The sequence below is a fragment of the Streptomyces sp. NPDC056373 genome, assembly GCF_042262425.1.
Lineage (GTDB): Bacteria > Actinomycetota > Actinomycetes > Streptomycetales > Streptomycetaceae > Streptomyces.
The window spans coordinates 363,442-378,827 of record NZ_JBHJPX010000009.1; the positions used below are offsets into that span (position 1 = coordinate 363,442).

15 protein-coding genes are annotated in these 15,386 nt (G+C 71.3%); 10 read left to right on the plus strand and 5 right to left on the minus strand.

Annotation, left to right across the window (positions count from 1 at the left end; all coding sequences use genetic code 11):
* Positions 1–98: 98 nt before the first annotated feature.
* Positions 99–536, minus strand: a complete 438-nt coding sequence (locus ACFCXS_RS21440; protein WP_376644935.1) for a MarR family winged helix-turn-helix transcriptional regulator — start codon at positions 534–536, stop codon at positions 99–101.
* A gap of 103 nt (positions 537–639) precedes the next feature.
* On the opposite strand from ACFCXS_RS21440, the gene ACFCXS_RS21445 reads away from it, so the two are divergent.
* A complete protein-coding gene (locus ACFCXS_RS21445) occupies positions 640–2,094 on the plus strand; it encodes an aldehyde dehydrogenase family protein (protein WP_376644936.1) in 1,455 nt (484 codons plus the stop codon).
* A gap of 21 nt (positions 2,095–2,115) precedes the next feature.
* A complete protein-coding gene (locus ACFCXS_RS21450; RefSeq protein WP_376644937.1) occupies positions 2,116–3,222 on the plus strand; it encodes an NAD(P)-dependent alcohol dehydrogenase in 1,107 nt (368 codons plus the stop codon).
* 20 nt (positions 3,223–3,242) lie between these two features.
* Here ACFCXS_RS21450 and ACFCXS_RS21455 read toward each other — a convergent pair whose 3' ends face one another.
* Positions 3,243–4,193 carry an NADP-dependent oxidoreductase gene (locus ACFCXS_RS21455; protein WP_376644938.1) on the minus strand — a complete coding sequence of 317 codons (951 nt, stop codon included), beginning with the start codon at positions 4,191–4,193 and terminating at the stop codon, positions 3,243–3,245.
* Between the two features lie 71 nt (positions 4,194–4,264).
* Between ACFCXS_RS21455 and ACFCXS_RS21460 the strand changes: the two genes are divergently transcribed.
* The 6 genes from ACFCXS_RS21460 (at position 4,265) to ACFCXS_RS21485 (ending at position 9,857) form a co-directional block, all read left to right on the plus strand.
* Positions 4,265–5,209, plus strand: coding sequence for a GlxA family transcriptional regulator (locus ACFCXS_RS21460; protein ID WP_376644939.1), 945 nt, complete (start codon positions 4,265–4,267; stop codon positions 5,207–5,209).
* A 288-nt stretch (positions 5,210–5,497) separates the two neighbouring features.
* Positions 5,498–7,252, plus strand: a complete 1,755-nt coding sequence (locus ACFCXS_RS21465; protein ID WP_376644940.1) for an ATP-binding protein — start codon at positions 5,498–5,500, stop codon at positions 7,250–7,252.
* Positions 7,249–7,659 carry a roadblock/LC7 domain-containing protein gene (locus ACFCXS_RS21470; protein ID WP_003994857.1) on the plus strand — a complete coding sequence of 137 codons (411 nt, stop codon included), beginning with the start codon at positions 7,249–7,251 and terminating at the stop codon, positions 7,657–7,659. Before ACFCXS_RS21465 ends, ACFCXS_RS21470 begins: the two co-directional genes overlap by 4 nt.
* The gene (locus ACFCXS_RS21475; RefSeq protein WP_376644941.1) at positions 7,656–8,027 is read left to right on the plus strand and encodes a DUF742 domain-containing protein; all 372 of its coding nucleotides are present in this window, start codon (positions 7,656–7,658) and stop codon (positions 8,025–8,027) included. The genes ACFCXS_RS21470 and ACFCXS_RS21475 overlap by 4 nt, the downstream gene beginning before the upstream one ends.
* Complete coding sequence (locus ACFCXS_RS21480; protein WP_104784387.1) at positions 8,008–8,610, plus strand: ATP/GTP-binding protein; 603 nt, start codon at positions 8,008–8,010, stop codon at positions 8,608–8,610. Before ACFCXS_RS21475 ends, ACFCXS_RS21480 begins: the two co-directional genes overlap by 20 nt.
* Positions 8,607–9,857: a cytochrome P450 gene (locus tag ACFCXS_RS21485; RefSeq protein ID WP_376644942.1), complete on the plus strand. Its 1,251-nt coding sequence runs from the start codon at positions 8,607–8,609 to the stop codon at positions 9,855–9,857. Before ACFCXS_RS21480 ends, ACFCXS_RS21485 begins: the two co-directional genes overlap by 4 nt.
* Positions 9,858–10,001: 144 nt before the next feature.
* On the opposite strand, the gene ACFCXS_RS21490 is transcribed toward ACFCXS_RS21485, so the two are convergent.
* Positions 10,002–11,732 (minus strand): hypothetical protein, encoded by a 1,731-nt coding sequence (locus tag ACFCXS_RS21490; protein ID WP_376644943.1) that lies wholly within the window; start codon positions 11,730–11,732, stop codon positions 10,002–10,004.
* A 753-nt stretch (positions 11,733–12,485) separates the two neighbouring features.
* Between ACFCXS_RS21490 and ACFCXS_RS21495 the strand changes: the two genes are divergently transcribed.
* Entirely contained in the window at positions 12,486–12,878 is a 393-nt protein-coding gene (locus ACFCXS_RS21495; RefSeq protein ID WP_376644944.1) for a VOC family protein, read from the plus strand.
* A gap of 85 nt (positions 12,879–12,963) precedes the next feature.
* Here the strand turns inward: ACFCXS_RS21495 and ACFCXS_RS21500 are convergent, their stop codons facing one another.
* Both ACFCXS_RS21500 and ACFCXS_RS21505 read right to left on the minus strand, forming a co-directional pair.
* Positions 12,964–13,260, minus strand: a complete 297-nt coding sequence (locus ACFCXS_RS21500) for a DUF4235 domain-containing protein (protein WP_376644945.1) — start codon at positions 13,258–13,260, stop codon at positions 12,964–12,966.
* 36 nt (positions 13,261–13,296) lie between these two features.
* On the minus strand, positions 13,297–14,322 hold the full coding sequence (locus tag ACFCXS_RS21505) for a glutathione S-transferase family protein (RefSeq protein ID WP_376644946.1): 1,026 nt from the start codon (positions 14,320–14,322) through the stop codon (positions 13,297–13,299).
* A gap of 139 nt (positions 14,323–14,461) precedes the next feature.
* Between ACFCXS_RS21505 and ACFCXS_RS21510 the strand changes: the two genes are divergently transcribed.
* A complete protein-coding gene (locus tag ACFCXS_RS21510; RefSeq protein ID WP_376645002.1) occupies positions 14,462–15,382 on the plus strand; it encodes a cation diffusion facilitator family transporter in 921 nt (306 codons plus the stop codon).
* Positions 15,383–15,386: the final 4 nt, after the last annotated feature.

Genomic DNA, 15,386 nt, shown 5'->3' on the forward strand with positions numbered 1-15,386 from the left:
CCGGGGCGTACGCGGGCGTGGTTCGGGGGCGTACGCGGGCGTGGCTCAGGGGCCGCCGCGGGTGTGGCTCCAAGGTGCGTCCCGAAGCCCCGGCGGGGCTACGACAGGGCGTGCCAGGCCTGGGTGAGTGCCTTGCGGAACTGCTCGGTCTGGTGCGCGGTGAGGTCGCGCACCATCCGTTCCTCCAGCTCCCGGACGGGCTCCGCGTGCCGGACCAGCAGCTCGCGGCCGGAGTCGGTGAGCAGGATCAGCAGCTCCCGGCGGTTGCGGGGGTTGCGCTCCCGGCGCACCAGTCCGCGGCCCTCCAGCGAGCGGACCAGGTCCGCGATGGACTGGGCGGTGACGAAGGAGTCGCGCGCCAGCTGGGCCGCGGACAGTCCGTCGTGCCGCTCCAGCACCGTCAGTGCCGTGTACTGAAGCGCGGTGATCCCGGAGGGCCTGACCAGCTCGTCCAGATGGGAGCGCACCACGAGTTCTACCTGCTTGACCATGTAGAGCAGGGATGGGGGCGCCTTGGTCACCTGTGTGTCGAGCATGAAGGCAGGCTAGACCATTGACAGGATTCCTGTCCGTAAAGAGACTGCGAACAGACAGGAAACCTGTTTGTTGAAATCTTGGCGACTACGCTGAGGAGTGGCGATGACCACCTTCGAGAGCACACCCGGGCAGCTGTTCATCGGGGGCCGATGGCGTGAGGCCGCCGACGGGGCACGCACCGAGGTGATCGACCCCTCCCGGGGCAGGGCCGTCACCACCGTCGCCGAGGCGGGCCCGGCCGACGTCGACGCGGCCGTGAGCGCCGCCCGCGAGGCCTTCGACGAGGGCGCCTGGTCCGGCCTGAGCGGCCGCGAGCGCGGCCGGGTGCTGCAGCGCGTCGCCCAGCTGATCCGGGAGAACGCCGACGACCTCGCCGCGCTGGAGAGCCTGGACGTCGGCAAGCCGATCACGCTGTGCGGCGCGGTCGACGTCACCAACGCGGCCAACGACTACGAGTACTACGCCCACCTCGCCCAGAGCCAGGACGGCGCCCTGCGCGACCTCCCCGCCAACGCCCTCGCCTACACCAAGCGTGAGCCCCTCGGCGTGGTCGCCGCGATCACCCCGTTCAACTTCCCCCTGATCCTGGCCGGTTCGAAACTCGCCCCGGCGCTGGCCGCCGGCAACACCGTCGTCCACAAGCCCGCCGACGAGACCCCGCTCAGCGCCCTGTACATGGCCCGGCTGCTCCAGGAGGCGGGCGTCCCCGACGGCGTGGTCAACGTCGTGACCGGCAGCGGCCCGGTGGCGGGCGAGGCGCTGCTGCGGCACCGGGGTGTCGACAAGGTCGCCTTCACCGGCTCCACCGCGATCGGCCGCCACGTGGCGAGCGTCGCCGGCGAGGCGCTCAAGCCCGTCACCATGGAACTCGGCGGCAACGCCGCCCACATCGTCTTCGAGGACGCCGACCTGGAAAAGGCGGTCGGCGCGGTCATCAAGGGCTTCGTCTTCAACACCGGCCAGTTCTGCATGGGCGGCCCGCGCCTGCTCGTGGCCCGCTCGGTGTACCCGACCCTGCTCGGCATCCTCGCCGAGGCCGTACCCGGCGTGCCGGTCGGCGACCCCCGCGACCCGGCCACGGTCGTCGGCCCGATGGCGGCCGAGAAGCACCTGAAGAAGGTCGAGGAGTACGTCGCCCTGGCCCGCCTGGAGGGCGCGCGCATCGTCTGCGGCGGCGAGCGGCTCGATATCGACGGCGGCTACTACTACAAGCCCACCGTCATCGCCGACCTGGCGAACGACTCCCGCGTGGTCCAGGAGGAGATCTTCGGTCCGGTCCTCACCGTGCAGCCCTTCGACGACGAGGACGAGGCCGTCGCCCTCGCCAACTCCACGCCCTACGGCCTGGCCTCGGGCGTCCAGACCGGCAACCTCGCCCGCGCGCACCGGGTCGCCGGCCGGCTCCAGGCGGGCATCGTCTGGGTCAACGACTGGGCGATGCTCGACCCCGCGGTGCCCTTCGGCGGGGTGAAGGACTCCGGCTACGGCCGCGAGTACGGGCCCGAGTCCCTCGCCGGCTACACCAAGGTCAAGTCCGTCGTCGTCTCGCTCGACTGACACCGTCAAGGAGCCATCGCCATGCCCCTCATCACCCGTGCCGCGGTCGTCGAGTCCGGCGGCGCGCCCTTCACCCTCTCGGACGTCGTCCTCGACGCGCCCGGCCCGCACGAGGCGCTGGTCCGCATGGCGGCCACCGGCCTGTGCCACACCGACCTCGGGGTGGCGAGCGGCGGACTGCCGTTCCCGCTGCCCGGGGTCCTGGGCCACGAGGGCGCGGGCGTCGTCGAGGCCGTCGGCCCCGCCGTCTCCGGCATCGTGCCCGGCGACCACGTCCTGCTCTCCTTCACTTCCTGCGGCGACTGCCGCAACTGCCGCGGCGAGCACCCGGCGTACTGCGCGACCTGGTTGCCGCTGAACCTGCTGGGCGGCAGCCGGGCCGACGGCACCAGCACCATCAGCCGGGACGGCGAGGCGCTGGGCGGCCACTTCTTCGGGCAGTCCTCCTTCGCCGAGCTGGCACTGGCCGACGAGCGCAGCCTGGTCAAGGTCGACCCGGAGGTGCCGCTGGAGTCGATCGCGCCGCTGGGCTGCGGCGTACAGACCGGTGTCGGGGCCGTGTGGAACGTCCTGAAGCCTGAGACCGGCGGCACGGTCGTCGTCCTGGGCGCCGGAGCGGTGGGCCTGTCGGCCGTCATGGCGGCGGCGCTCACCCCGGCCACCAGGATCGTCGCCGTCGACCGGGTCACCGAGCGCCTGGCCCTGGCGAGGGAGCTCGGGGCCACCCACACCGTCGACACGAGCGGGACGGCCCTCGCCCCGGCCCTCGCCGAGATCACCGCGGGCCGGGGCGCGGACGGCATCGTGGAGACCACCGGCAACGTCGGCGTGCTGCGCCAGGGCGTCGACGCCCTGGCCGCCCGCGGCACCCTGGTCGTGGTCGGCGCCCCGCCCTTCGGAACCGAGGTCGCCCTCGACGTCAACGGTCTTCTCGGCGGCAAGCGCGTCGTCGGCCTCACCCTCGGCGACAGCGAGACGCAGACCATGATCCCGGCCCTGGTCGCCCTGGTGAAGGACGGACGGCTCCCGCTGCACCGCCTGATCGGCACCTACCCCTTCGCGGACATCGACCGGGCGGTCCAGGACATGCGGTCCGGCAAGACGATCAAGCCGGTCCTGACGTTCTGACACCGCCCGGCGACCCCGGCTCAGTCGTTCAGCAGGACCAGCTTCCCCGTGGTACGGCCGGTGTCGCCGAGGGCGTGTGCCTCGGCGGCCCCGGCCAGCGGGAAGGTCCCGGCGATCGTGGCGCGCAGCTTGCCCGCCTCCACGAGTTCCGCGACCGCCTCCATCCCGCCGCGGTCGGCGTCCACCAGCATCCGCAGCGCCCGCACGCCGAGCCGATCGGCCTCCTCGTAGAGGTCGTCCGAGCCGCCGGGAAGGATCGAGACCAGGACACCGCCGGGGCGCAGCACGCGCAGTGAACGCAGGGCGTTGTCGCCGCCGATGGTGTCCAGGACGACGTCGGCGTCCTTCACGGCCTCGGTGAAGTCCGTCTCCCGGTAGTCGATCGTCTCGTCGACGCCGATGTCGCGCAGGAAGCCGTGCTTGCCCGCGCTCGCCGTGCCGATCACGTGGGCGCCCCGCGCCTTGGCGATCTGCACCGCGACGTGCCCGACGCCGCCGGCCGCCGCGTGGATCAGCACCCGCTGCCCGGGCTGGATGTCCGCGTGTTCGGTCAGCGCCTGCCAGGCGGTGAGCGAGACCAGCGGGAGCGCGCCCGCCTGGATGTGGTCGACACCGGCCGGCTTGCGGGTCAGGGCGCGGACCGGGGCGATGACGTACTCGGCGTGCGAGCCGTGGCCGTAGGGGTACGGCAGCATGCCGAAGACCTCGTCACCCGGCGCGAAGGCCACGACGCCGATGCCGACCGCCTCCACCACCCCGGAGACGTCCCAGCCGAGGACGAAGGGCGGTTCGCCCAGGAACCCACCGGTGGCGCGATGCTTCCAGTCGGTCGGGTTGACCCCGGCGGCCCGCACCCGCACCAGTACCTCGTTGGGCTTCGGCACCGGGCGCTCGATCTCCACTTCCTTCAGGACCTCGGGGCCGCCGAGGACGCCCTGGCTGATGGCTCGCATCGTGTTCTGTGTGCTCATGGTCAACCAGCGTGCCGGTCGGCGGACCTCGCGCCAATGGCAAGATTGCCAACATTCGATACGATCGTGCCATGCGACGTGAACGTGTGGCGGTCCTGGCCCTGGACGGGGTGTACCCCTTCGAGCTGGGCATCCCCAGCCGGATCCTCGGCGCGGCCGACGGCCGCTACGAGGTCCTCACCTGCTCGGTCGACGGCCGTGCGGTGCGCACCGACGCCGACTTCGGCGTCACCGTCGAGCACGGCCCCGAGATCCTGGCCACGGCGGGCACGGTCGTGATCGCGCCCGTCGCCCCCGACCATCTGGCCGACGAGGTGTCCGGCGACGTCCTGGCCGCGCTCGCGCTCATCCGCCCCGGCACCCGCATCGTCTCCATCTGCACCGGCGCCTTCGTCCTCGCCGCCGCCGGTCTCCTCGACGGCCGCCGGGCGACCACCCACTGGCAGGTCGCCGACCGGTTCCGGCGCATGTTCCCGCGCGTCGACCTCGACCCGGACGTGCTGTTCGTCGACGACCACCCGTTCCTGACCTCCGCCGGGGCCGCCTCCGGCGTGGACATCTGCCTGCACCTCGTCCGCAAGGACCACGGCAGCCGGCTGGCCAACAGCGTCGCCCGACGCTGCGTCGTCCCGCCCTTCCGGGACGGCGGCCAGGCCCAGTACATCGAGCAGCCCGTCCCCGAGCAGGGCGCCGCGAGCACCGCGGCCACCCGTGCCTGGGCTCTGGAGCGCCTCGACGAAGCGCTCACCCTGGCCGATCTGTCCGGCCACGCGCGGATGAGCCGGCGCACCTTCGCCCGCCGCTTCCAGGGCGAAGTGGGCCTCAGTCCGGGCCGCTGGCTGATCCAGCAGCGCGTGGTCCGGGCCCGGCATCTGCTGGAGTCCAGTGACCTGACAGTGGATCAGATCGCCGGCCGGGTCGGCTTCGCGACAGGCGCGTCCCTGCGTCAGCACCTGAACGCGGCGATCGGGGTCTCCCCCCAGGCCTACCGCCGCACGTTCCAGACCGCCCGCTGACCAGCACGGCGGCCGCGCGACCCGCCTGCCCGCGGTCGCCGTGCGGCCCGGCAGAGGCCCAATTCCGCAGACTGCAAAGCCATTTGTCGACCTGTTGCCTTCTGTCGAAGCGTGACGGAACCCTCACGTCCGCCCGGGGGGCGAGATTGATCCTTTCGGGTCCAAACCCGATAAGGTTCCGATCGGCGCTGCGAGTTGACGCGATCGCGTCCAGTCGACCCGCGGTGCGTACTCATGAGTGCGGTCCACACACCCCCCTGTTCGTTCGTGTTGCTTCGAAGGATGCAGATGGAACTCGCCACTCCGCCACCGGCGGCGCGGGCCCCTGTCGCCTGGTACAGCTGGTGGTTGATGCCGCTGGGCCTGGGAGGCGGGACCGTTGCCGCCACGTTCATGAGCTCGGAGCGAATAATCACGGCCGTCGCCGGAATCGCGGCGACGGCGGCCGGTGCCGTGTGCGTACGGCTGCTGCTGCGCACCCGGGCACAACTGCACCGGACGGAAGGCTCCTTCCGTGCCACGCAGGCCGAGCACAACATGCAGTGGCAGCAGCACGTGGCGGGACTGGAACGCAAGTTCTCCGCCGATCGCGCCGGCCTGGAATCCCAGCTGAACGAGCAGAAAGCGGCCTACGAGCGGCGCCTGGCCGACCAGAGCGCCGGCTACGAGTCGCAGCTCGCCGAGCGGAGCGCCGGCTACGAGTCGCAGCTCGCCGACAGCTCCAGGGCCTATGAGGAACGGCTGACCGAGCAGGCCACCTCGTACGAGGCCCAGCTCGCCGACCAGGCCGAGGTCTGGCAGGAACAGCTCTCCCACCAGCTCGCCTCGGTCGCCCGGCTCGCCGACGAGCAACTGCCCGACGCGATGGCCAAGCTGCGCGCCGGCGACGCCATCGACGACCTGCTGCCCACCGTCAACCAGTGCGCCAAGGTCAGTTCGGAACTCCAGTCCGAGCTGCGCAAGCTGCTGCGCACCTCTCTGATCGGCCTGGAGGCGGAGTTCGACCGCTCCACCTCCGCCGAGCAGGCCGTGATCAGCATCGGCAACCGCATCCACGTCCTGACCAGCAAGCTCCGCGGCCGGCTGCACGAGATGCAGGGCGAGCACGGCCGGCTGCCCGCCGTCGCCCGGGGCCTGATGGAACTCGACCAGGAACTCGGTCCCGCCGACTCGCTCGCCGCGAGCATCGGCGTGCTCGGCGGCTCGGACCGGCCCGGCCGGCAGTGGCAGGAGCCGCAGCGGCTGCTGAGCGTGGTGCGCGGCGGCATCGGCCGCATCAAGGACTTCCACCGGATCCAGGTGCGCCACCTGCCGGAACTGGGCGTCGACGGCGGCCTCGTCGACCACCTCACACTGATCCTCGCCCACCTCCTGGACAACGCGGCCCGCTACTCGCCGCCCACCGAGCCGGTGCTCATCTCCGGCAAGGAGGTGCCCAACGGCGTCGGCATCGAGATCCAGGACTCCGGCAAGGGCCTGAGCGAGGAGAAGAAGCGCGAGGCCGAGCACGCCCTCGCGGGCACCGCGCCCGGCGCCGGCCTCGGCGGCATCACCGAGGACGCCAACATCGGCCTGCGCGTCGTCGGCGCCCTCGCCCGCCGCTACGGCATCCGCGTCACCTTCGCGGACTCCCCGTGGCTCGGTACCTCGGTGGTGGTCGTGGTCCCGCACAAGTACTTCAGCCCGCTGCCCACGGCCGCTCCCGCCCCGGAGGCCCGCGCCGCCACGGCCGCACCGGCCCGCGAGACGGCCCCCGAGGCCGCACCACGGGCAGCCGAGGCCGCCACCGGGCAGACCACACCCGGTGGGCTGCCCCGGCGCCGCAGCAAGCGCAACGAGACGGAGGCGCCCAGACCGGCCGAGCGAAGCGACCGGGCCACGGTCGCCGCCGTCCCGCCGGACGCGTCCTTCTCGGGACTCGCCGCCTTCGCCACCGCCGGACGCGAGGCGGCGGAGGCCTCCGAGCCGGCCGACGACCGCGACACCCTCGTCGGCCGCGAGTACACCGAGCACCGCACCGAAGAGAGCGACCACTCCTCATGACGCAGCAAGGAACAGACGTGAGCTGGGCGCTCCGCGATCTCGTCGAGAGCATCCAGGAGATCCGTTTCGCCCTCGTGGCCTCCAGCGACGGCAAGGCCATCACCTCCTACGGCGCCGAAGACCCCGACGACGTCGACCGCTTCGCCGCGGTGGTGGCCGGCCTGCAGGCGCTGGCCCAGCCCGTCGCCGAGCAGTTCCCCAAGTACGCCGGGCAGTTGCGCCTGGCGATGATCGAGGTCGACGGCGGACACCTCTTCGTCGTGCGCGCCGGTGTGGAGACGTACCTCGGTGTCCTCGCCAGGGAAGGCCTCGACCAGGGCCTGCTCGGGCACCAGATGAGGGACCTGGCCCGCAGGATGGGTGAGCTCCTCGGCACCACTCCGCGCCTGGAGGAGCACTCTGGATGAGTGCTCCCCGCAGACCGTCGGACCCGTCCGGTCTCGAGCGCTACTACGTCCTCACCGGAGGGCGCAGCGGACCGGGCGGTTCGGCGTCGAGCCTCGACGTGGCGACCCTGGTCGTCGCCCACGCCGCCCCGTTACCGGGCATGCAGCACGAGCACGAGGAGATCCTCCGCCGCTGCCGCGACCCGCTGTCGGTCGCCGAACTCGGCGCTCACCTCGGGCTGCCCTTCAACATTCTCGCGGTGCTGCTGTCGGACCTGCTGGACGCAGGTCGCGTCGAAGCCCGTAACCCCATCCCGGCACACGAAGCCGGCCGCGGGCCCGACCTCGCGCTCCTTGAGGAGGTACTCAGTGGACTTGAAAGGCTTTGACCAACCCGGTGGCTCGGCCGGGGACACCCGCTCGGTGAAGGTGATGATCGCCGGCGGGTTCGGCACCGGGAAGACCACCATGGTCCGGTCGGTCAGCGACATCAAGCCGCTCACCACCGAGGAGACCCTCACCCAGGCCAGCGTCGACGTCGACCACCTCATCGGCGTCGCCGACAAGACGCAGACCACCGTCAGCCTGGACTTCGGCAAGATCGGCATCAACGAGAGCCTGGTGCTGTACCTGTTCGGCACGCCCGGACAGGAGCGGTTCTGGTTCCTGTGGAACGGCCTGTTCAAAGGTGCGCTCGGCGCGATCGTCCTGGTGGACACACGCCGGCTGGAGTCCAGCTTCCGGGCGATCGAGGAGATGGAGCGGCAGGAAGTCCCCTTCGTCGTCGCGCTGAACGTCTTCCCCGACTCCCGCAACTACCCCGTCGAGGAGATCCGGGACGCCCTGGACATCCCCGAGCACACCCCGGTCGTGGCCTTCGACGCCCGCGACCGGGCCTCCAGCCGGGACGTCCTCGTCGCCCTGATCCACCATCTGAAGGAACGCTCCGCCGTGGCCCTGGAGCCCCGATGAACGACTCGACCGAATCCAGCCTCCAGGCCGTGCGCGGCTGCCCCGTCGCCCACCACGGAGCGGACCTGACCCGGCTGTACGGCCCGGACGCCGCGACCGACCCGGAGGGCATCTACGAGCGGCTGCGCAAGGAGCACGGCTCGGTCGCTCCGGTCCTGCTGGAGGGCGACGTGCCGGCCTGGCTGGTCCTCGGCTACCGCGACAACCGGCGGGTGCTCGACAATCCCCGCCAGTTCAGCCGGGACGCGCGCATCTGGCGGGACTGGCGGGAGGGCCGGATCGAGGAGACCTCGCCGATCATGCCGATGGTCGGCTGGCGCCCCGACTGCGTGTCCCAGGACGGCGAACCGCACCGCAGGCTGCGCGGCGCCGTCACCGACGGGTTGCAGGCGGCGGCCGCCCGGGGCATCCGGCGGCATGTCACCTACTTCGCGAACAAGCAGATCGACGCGTTCGCCGGCACCGGGCGCGCCGACCTCGTGGCCGACTACGCCGAGCAACTGCCGATGCTCGTGCTGACCAGGATGCTGGGCCTTCCCGCGGCGGACGGGCTGCGTCTGATCGAGTCGTGCGCCCAGGTCTTCAAGGGCGGTGAGGGCGCCCTCGAGCACAACGACCGGATCATGGAGATCCTCGCGGAACTCGCCGAGCGCAAGCGGGCCGAGCCGGGCTCCGACTTCGCCACGGCCCTGCTGGAGCACCCGGCCGGCCTCGACCACGACGAGGTCGTCAGCCATCTGCGCCTGGTGCTGATCGCCGCGCACACCACCACCAGCAATCTGCTGGCGCGGGTCCTGCAACGGGTCCTCACCGACTCCGCCCGGCTGTCCGGTCTGGTCAGCGGAGAGCTGAACATCTCCTCCGTGGTGGAAGAGGTCATGTGGGACGCCCCACCGCTGTCCGTGCTGCCGGGCCGGTTCGCAACCGCCGACCTGGAGCTCGGAGGCCATCACCTCCAGGAGGGAGAACTGCTCATCCTGGGCCTGGCCGCCGGCAACCTCGACCCGGAGGTACGGCCCGACTCGGCCGTCGCCGTGCAGGGCAACCAGTCGCACCTGGCGTTCAGCGCCGGACCGCACGAGTGCCCGGGGCAGAACATCGGCCAGGCCATCATCGAGATCGGCGTGGACGTCCTGCTGCACCGGCTGCCGGACCTGCGCCTGGCCGTGCCGCCGGAGGAACTCGGCTCGACCGCCTCCACGTGGGAGTTCCGGCTGGACAGCCTGCCGGTCGAGTTCGCCGTCTAGACCACGCCCACGGACCGTTGCCCGGCCGGCTTTCCGGCCGGGCGACGCTGTTGCGTGGGTGCAGGCGGTGGCTCGCACGCAGGCTGGGCCGGCCCCGGCACCAGGCGGGTGCGAGCAGCGGCCCGAGCCTTCAGGACCGGGGCGTCAGCCGTCGAGCCAGTCGCCGGCGACGCCCGTGGGACGGTATCCCGTGGCGTTCCACAGGAAATGCGGATGAGCGCCGCCGAACATGTAGGCGAGCAGGGCCGTGTCCTCCCTGCCGGTCCGAGGATCGTGCAGGGTGTGGAACTTCTCGGAGCCCACCACCCCGGCGTCCTCCTGGATCTGACGGGCGCGCTCCAGGGACGGATCGCTGCCGGACGCCTCCACGGCGGCGATGTAGGTGCGGCGCAGGATCTCCCACGCGCTGTCGGTGTTGCCGTGCCAGGGGCCGTGCAGTGCCTCGAAGGCATGCAGTTCGGCGTCGAACAGGATCCAGGCCTGCGGGTGCTCGACCCGGCAGCGCTCGGACAGCTCGGCGGCCCGGGGGCTCAGGCCCGCCGCGGTGCGCCGCGGGGCGATGGTGAGGGTGGTGCCGTGGGTGAGGATGCCGCTGCACGAGTTGGGCTGCAGGTCGCACAGGGGGCAGTCCTCGGCCGGGGGGAGGCCCTGGGTGATGCCGTCGAACCACAGGGCGTGGCGGCCCGTGAGCCCCATCCAGACGATGGTGGTGGTCATCAGCCAGGTGTTCCACATCGGGTCGTGCGCCTCCGGCATGCAGCCGTACTTGACGATGGCTATGGCGCAGGCGGCGTAGAGGGCCTTGGTGTGGGTGGGCATGTCGGCGAGCCAGAAGTTGCTGATCTCGCCGGTGAGGGCGTCGGCCCGGACGTCGGCCATGTCGTCGATGGCGCGGCACAGAAGCAGGGAGGCGAGGTTCTCCTCCTGCCAGAGTTCGGTGTCGGGCGCGACGTGCCAGAACAGGCAGTCCAGCATCTGCAGGATCGAGTAGGTGCTCTGGTCGAGGGGATTGGTCTGGGGGAGCACGACGTTGCCCGCCTCGTGCTGCTGGAGCCAGTACTCGTCGACGGACCGCTTGTGGGCCGCGAACAGGCCGGAGACCAGGGCCCGGGCGCTGTTGGTGCTGAAGTTCTCGGCCAGGCGCTCTTCGACGTGCTGGGTGAGGCGGGTCGTGTCGATGGTGTCGATCACGCGTTTGTATTCGTGGAAGACGAGGATGTCGTCCTCGAAGCGGTGGCGGTGGCCGAGATCTCGCTCGAGGTCGTTCATCTGCCGGGTCCAGGACCAGCCACCGGTGAGGACACTGTCGAGTTCCCGCCGGTGCGGCCAGTTCTTGACGGTGAGGGGGCGGCCGGCGCTGTGCCGCCAGCGGTAGTCGTCCAGCGTGCGGGTGGGCGGAGTCGGCAGGCGGCGGCACAGAGGGCAGGCGCAGGGGGCTGTCCGCTCCTGCTCGCGCGACGGGGCGAGTGCCCGGGTCCTCCAGGCCCCCTCCAGCATCGCGCAGGTCAGTCTGCAGACCTCGATATCGGTGCCGACCTGCGGAAAGGCCTCTTCTATCACGCGCAGGGCGGCGTCGAGGCGCCTCAACCTGGCGTAGCCCTCCTCGTCGGGCGGGAGGAAGGCGGGCCGTGCCAGATGCAGGGCACCCTCCACCCGTAGCGCGGTGCCGGATTCGGCGGACCCGAGCGCGTCCAGCCGCCTCCGGGCGGCGTTCTGGCACTTTTGGTACTCCTCCGTGCTCCCGCCCACACGTTCCGCCAGCAGGCGGGTCAGGGCGGTCGCCGCCTCCGTGGGCTGGAGCTGGGCGCCTGGCTGCGCTGGGATCAGGCTGTCGGCGGACGCCTTCGGAACAGCACCTGCGACTCGAGATTTCACACCGGTCTCCCAATGGCTGTGGTTATGGCAACGGAATCGATCGACCCTGGTCGTCGACCGGCCGTGTCCGGGAATCTTCTGTACGTTCCGCGACGGCCCCGCCGGGCAGCCGGACGCACGCGACCGGCTTCGGCTCTGGCTACGAACGACCGCGGGGGGTACGGCTGCTGCGTCGACGGCACTCCCGCTGCACGGCGAGCACCTGACTCGCGGCCTCAGCCGTGGTGATCAGGAAGCACTCGCGGCCCGTCGGACGCAGCGCGACCACCGGATGCGGGGTGTGCTGCTTCGCCCGAGGTGTGTGGGTGGCTGACAGGGGTGCCGAAGGGCAGGTCGAACCGGACGTCCTGACGCATGCGTTTCCTTTCGGGAGACGGAACTCGGAGTCCCCCCACCCCTGCGAGCGGACGGTCACCACGACCGCCCGCACACTCGAACTTGCTGTCTTGGCTCGAAAGTTGAAGCGAGAAGCGCTACGAGGCTGCCCAAGGCGCTAATGAGCCATTCGAGACCGGACCGTGATCTCGGTTACTGCCGTAACCTCTTGAGCTGCGTACACTCCCACCTCCCTCGGACGACCGGAATCCCCGGTCGTGCGGCGAGGGGAGACGTCGTCGCTCCGGAACGACGGCCGCGAACTCTTGCGTGACGGACGGTGGTTGAAGACCGACTGAATCCGCCGGTCCGGGATATCCGCAAGGTACGGGTCCGCGGGGCACGACCGCCCGGCGACCGGAATCCTGCGGAGGAGACATGGCACTGGTGAAAGCGGGGGTCCTCGTGCTCGACTGTGCCGAGCCCGAGAAACTCGCCGTGTTCTACAAGGAACTGCTGGAGGGGGAGGAGGCGGACGCAACCGCCAACCGGGTGGAGATCAGAAGCGCCGACGGCTTCCGGATCGCACTGCGCCGGGACGTCAACGCGACCCCGCCCAGCTGGCCACGTCCCGAGAACTCCCTCCAGGCCCACCTGGAGTTCGTGGTCGACGACCTCGACGCGGTGGAACGCCGTGTCATCAGCCTCGGCGGCCGCCCCCTGGAGGCCAAGGAGCCCTCGGGCCCACTGGAGGAGCGCGGCTACGCCGACCCGGCCGGCCACTCCTTCATTCTGCGGCGCACCGCGCCGACGGCACCCAAGCAGGGCTGAGCACGGGCGCCCGACGGGCGGCGGCGGACGGCAGGGCGCACAGGACGGCCCCGCCCGGCTGGAGCCGGGCGGGGCCGTGTCGTCGTCAGTCCCGGCCGCCCTTCTCGCCGACCGGCCAGGTGCCGGTCGAGCGTTCGATGGCCTTGGCGCCCGCGCGGTCCACGGCACTGCGCACCACCGCGAAGATCGCGCCCTGGACCGCGGCGGCCAGCAGGACCTCGCCCCAGCCGCGGTCCTTGTCCAGCGCGTCCGGCGCGTCCTCCTCGTGCCGGATCGCCATCCACGTCTTGCGGAAGGCGAGCCCGGCCAGCCAGCCGCCCGACCAGCCGAGCACGAACCCGAGCGGCTGGTACGCGAGGGACATCTTCTTCTTCTTCGCCACGGGAAACTCCTTGGTAGCCGAGTGGGGTGAACGTCGTCAGGGGGTGTGCGCCGCCGGGATCCGCTCCTCGGTGCGGACCGGCCCGGGCGGTGTGCCGTCACCGAACGGCCGGCCGCCCAGCTCCTCGCGGTGGTGCGGGGTCAGCCAGCCGGACAGGTCCGGGCCGAGCGGCACGATGCGGGTCGGATTGATGCCCGTGTGCACCTGGTGGTAGTGGCGCTTGATGTGGTCGAAGTCGACGGTGTCGCCGAATCCGGGCGTCTGGTACAGGTCGCGTACGTAACCCCACAGCACCTGGTTCTCCGTCAGCTTCCAGCGGTTGCACTTGAAGTGTCCGTGGTAGACCGCGTCGAAGCGGACCAGTGTGGTGAACAGCCGGATGTCCGCCTCGGTGATCGTGTCGCCGACGAGGTACCGCTGCCGCTCCAGCCGGGCGGCGAGCAGCTCCAGCCGCCGGAACACCCCGGCGCAGGCGGCCTCGTACTCCTCCTGCCCGGTGGCGAACCCGGCCCGGTAGACGCCGTTGTTGACGTCCTCGTAGACGTCCGCCATCACCTCGTCGATCTCGTCGCGCAGCTTGTCCGGGTACAGGTCGGGCGCGCCGTCCCGGTGCAGGGCCGTCCACTCGGTCGCGAGGTCGAGGGTGAGCTGCTGGTAGTCGTTGGTCACCAGCCGTCCGCTGGGCACGTCCACGATCGCCGGCACGCTCACGCCGCCCGGGTAGTCGTTCTCCCGGAGGTCGTAGGCCTCGCTGAGGTAGCGGATGCCGAGAACCGGGTCACGCTCGTCCTCGTCGAGGGTGAAGCGCCAACTGCGGTCGTCCTGGATCGGGTCGGTGACGGCCAGGGACAGGGCGTTCTCCAGGCCGAGCAGCCGCCGGGAGACCAGGGACCGGCTCGCCCACGGGCAGGCACGGCTGACGACCAGACGGTAGCGGCCGGCCTCGACCGGCCAGCCGTCCCGGCCGTCCGCGGTGATCCGGTCCGCGAAGTGTGCCTTGGACCGTTTGAACGCCCTCCTGCCGTAGCCGGTGTTGCCGTCGTCGCCGTCGTCGCGGCTCATGGGGGTGACCTCCTTGCCGTACGGGGACCCTGGTGAACGCGTTCCCCGTTTTCCGTGGACGGCACGGTGTGAGTACCCCCGACCGGGGCAATCGGCGTGGGTGACTGATGAAGGAAGTGATCGCAGGACACGCGTCACGGTGCTGGTGGCGCTCGCGGCCAATCTGGTGATCGCGGTGGCCAAGGCCATCGGCGGCCTGGTGGCGGGGTCACCGGCCCTGTTGTCGGAAGCGGCCCACTCGGTGGCCGACAGCATGAACGAGGTGTTCCTGCTCGCGGCGCTGCGCCGCAGCCGCCGCCCCGCCGACCGGCGTCATCCCTTCGGGTACGGCAAGGAGCGGTTCTTCTGGTCGCTCCTCGCGGCCGTCGGGATCTTCGTCATGGGCGGCTGTTTCTCGTTCTTCCAGGGCTTCGAGGCCCTGACGAGCGAGTCGGCGGAGGGGCTCAGTGGCTATGTGGCCGGCCTGATCGTGCTCGGTGTCGCCCTCCTCGCGGAGGGCGGTTCGCTGGTGCGGGCGCTCTACCAGGTGCGACGGCAGGGCGGCGCGGGTGCCGGGCTGCGGGATCCGGCCCTGCGGACGGTCGTCGCGGAGGACGGCACCGCCGTGCTCGGAGTCAGCCTGGCCATGGCCGGCATGGCGCTGCACATGGTCACCGGCCAGGTGGTGTGGGAGGCGTCGGCCTCGTTCGCGATCGGGGCGCTGCTGGTCTTCGTGGCCTTCCGGCTGGGCCGCGAAGCCCGCGACCAGCTGATCGGCGAGGCGGCCGACCCCGAGTCCAGCGGGCGGATCTGTGCGCTGCTGCAGGCACAGCCGGAGATCGACAGTGTGGAGGCGCTGTTCACCATGAAGACCGGACTCGACACGGCCCTGGTGGCCGCCCGCGTCGACCTGGTGCCCGGCCTGGACAGCGAGCGCGTCGAGGAGGTCGCCGTGCGCATCAAGCGATCGATCGCCCGGACGGTGCCCGAGGCCGATCAGATCTTCCTCGACGTGACCGACCGTCTCGCCCGCGAGGCAGCGGAAAGCCCCGCCGCGACGGGGGAGCGCGGCGGGGCCTGAACCT

Excerpts from the sequence above, each read along its gene's own strand:
- ACFCXS_RS21470 (WP_003994857.1), top strand. The coding sequence starts at position 7,249 with ATGACGCAGCAAGGAACAGACGTGAGCTGGGCGCTCCGCGATCTCGTC.
- ACFCXS_RS21455 (WP_376644938.1), bottom strand. The coding sequence starts at position 4,193 with ATGAGCACACAGAACACGATGCGAGCCATCAGCCAGGGCGTCCTCGGC.
- ACFCXS_RS21465 (WP_376644940.1), top strand. The coding sequence starts at position 5,498 with ATGGAACTCGCCACTCCGCCACCGGCGGCGCGGGCCCCTGTCGCCTGG.
- ACFCXS_RS21475 (WP_376644941.1), top strand. The coding sequence starts at position 7,656 with ATGAGTGCTCCCCGCAGACCGTCGGACCCGTCCGGTCTCGAGCGCTAC.
- ACFCXS_RS21445 (WP_376644936.1), top strand. The coding sequence starts at position 640 with ATGACCACCTTCGAGAGCACACCCGGGCAGCTGTTCATCGGGGGCCGA.
- ACFCXS_RS21450 (WP_376644937.1), top strand. The coding sequence starts at position 2,116 with ATGCCCCTCATCACCCGTGCCGCGGTCGTCGAGTCCGGCGGCGCGCCC.
- ACFCXS_RS21460 (WP_376644939.1), top strand. The coding sequence starts at position 4,265 with ATGCGACGTGAACGTGTGGCGGTCCTGGCCCTGGACGGGGTGTACCCC.
- ACFCXS_RS21505 (WP_376644946.1), bottom strand. The coding sequence starts at position 14,322 with ATGAGCCGCGACGACGGCGACGACGGCAACACCGGCTACGGCAGGAGG.
- ACFCXS_RS21485 (WP_376644942.1), top strand. The coding sequence starts at position 8,607 with ATGAACGACTCGACCGAATCCAGCCTCCAGGCCGTGCGCGGCTGCCCC.
- ACFCXS_RS21440 (WP_376644935.1), bottom strand. The coding sequence starts at position 536 with ATGCTCGACACACAGGTGACCAAGGCGCCCCCATCCCTGCTCTACATG.
- ACFCXS_RS21495 (WP_376644944.1), top strand. The coding sequence starts at position 12,486 with ATGGCACTGGTGAAAGCGGGGGTCCTCGTGCTCGACTGTGCCGAGCCC.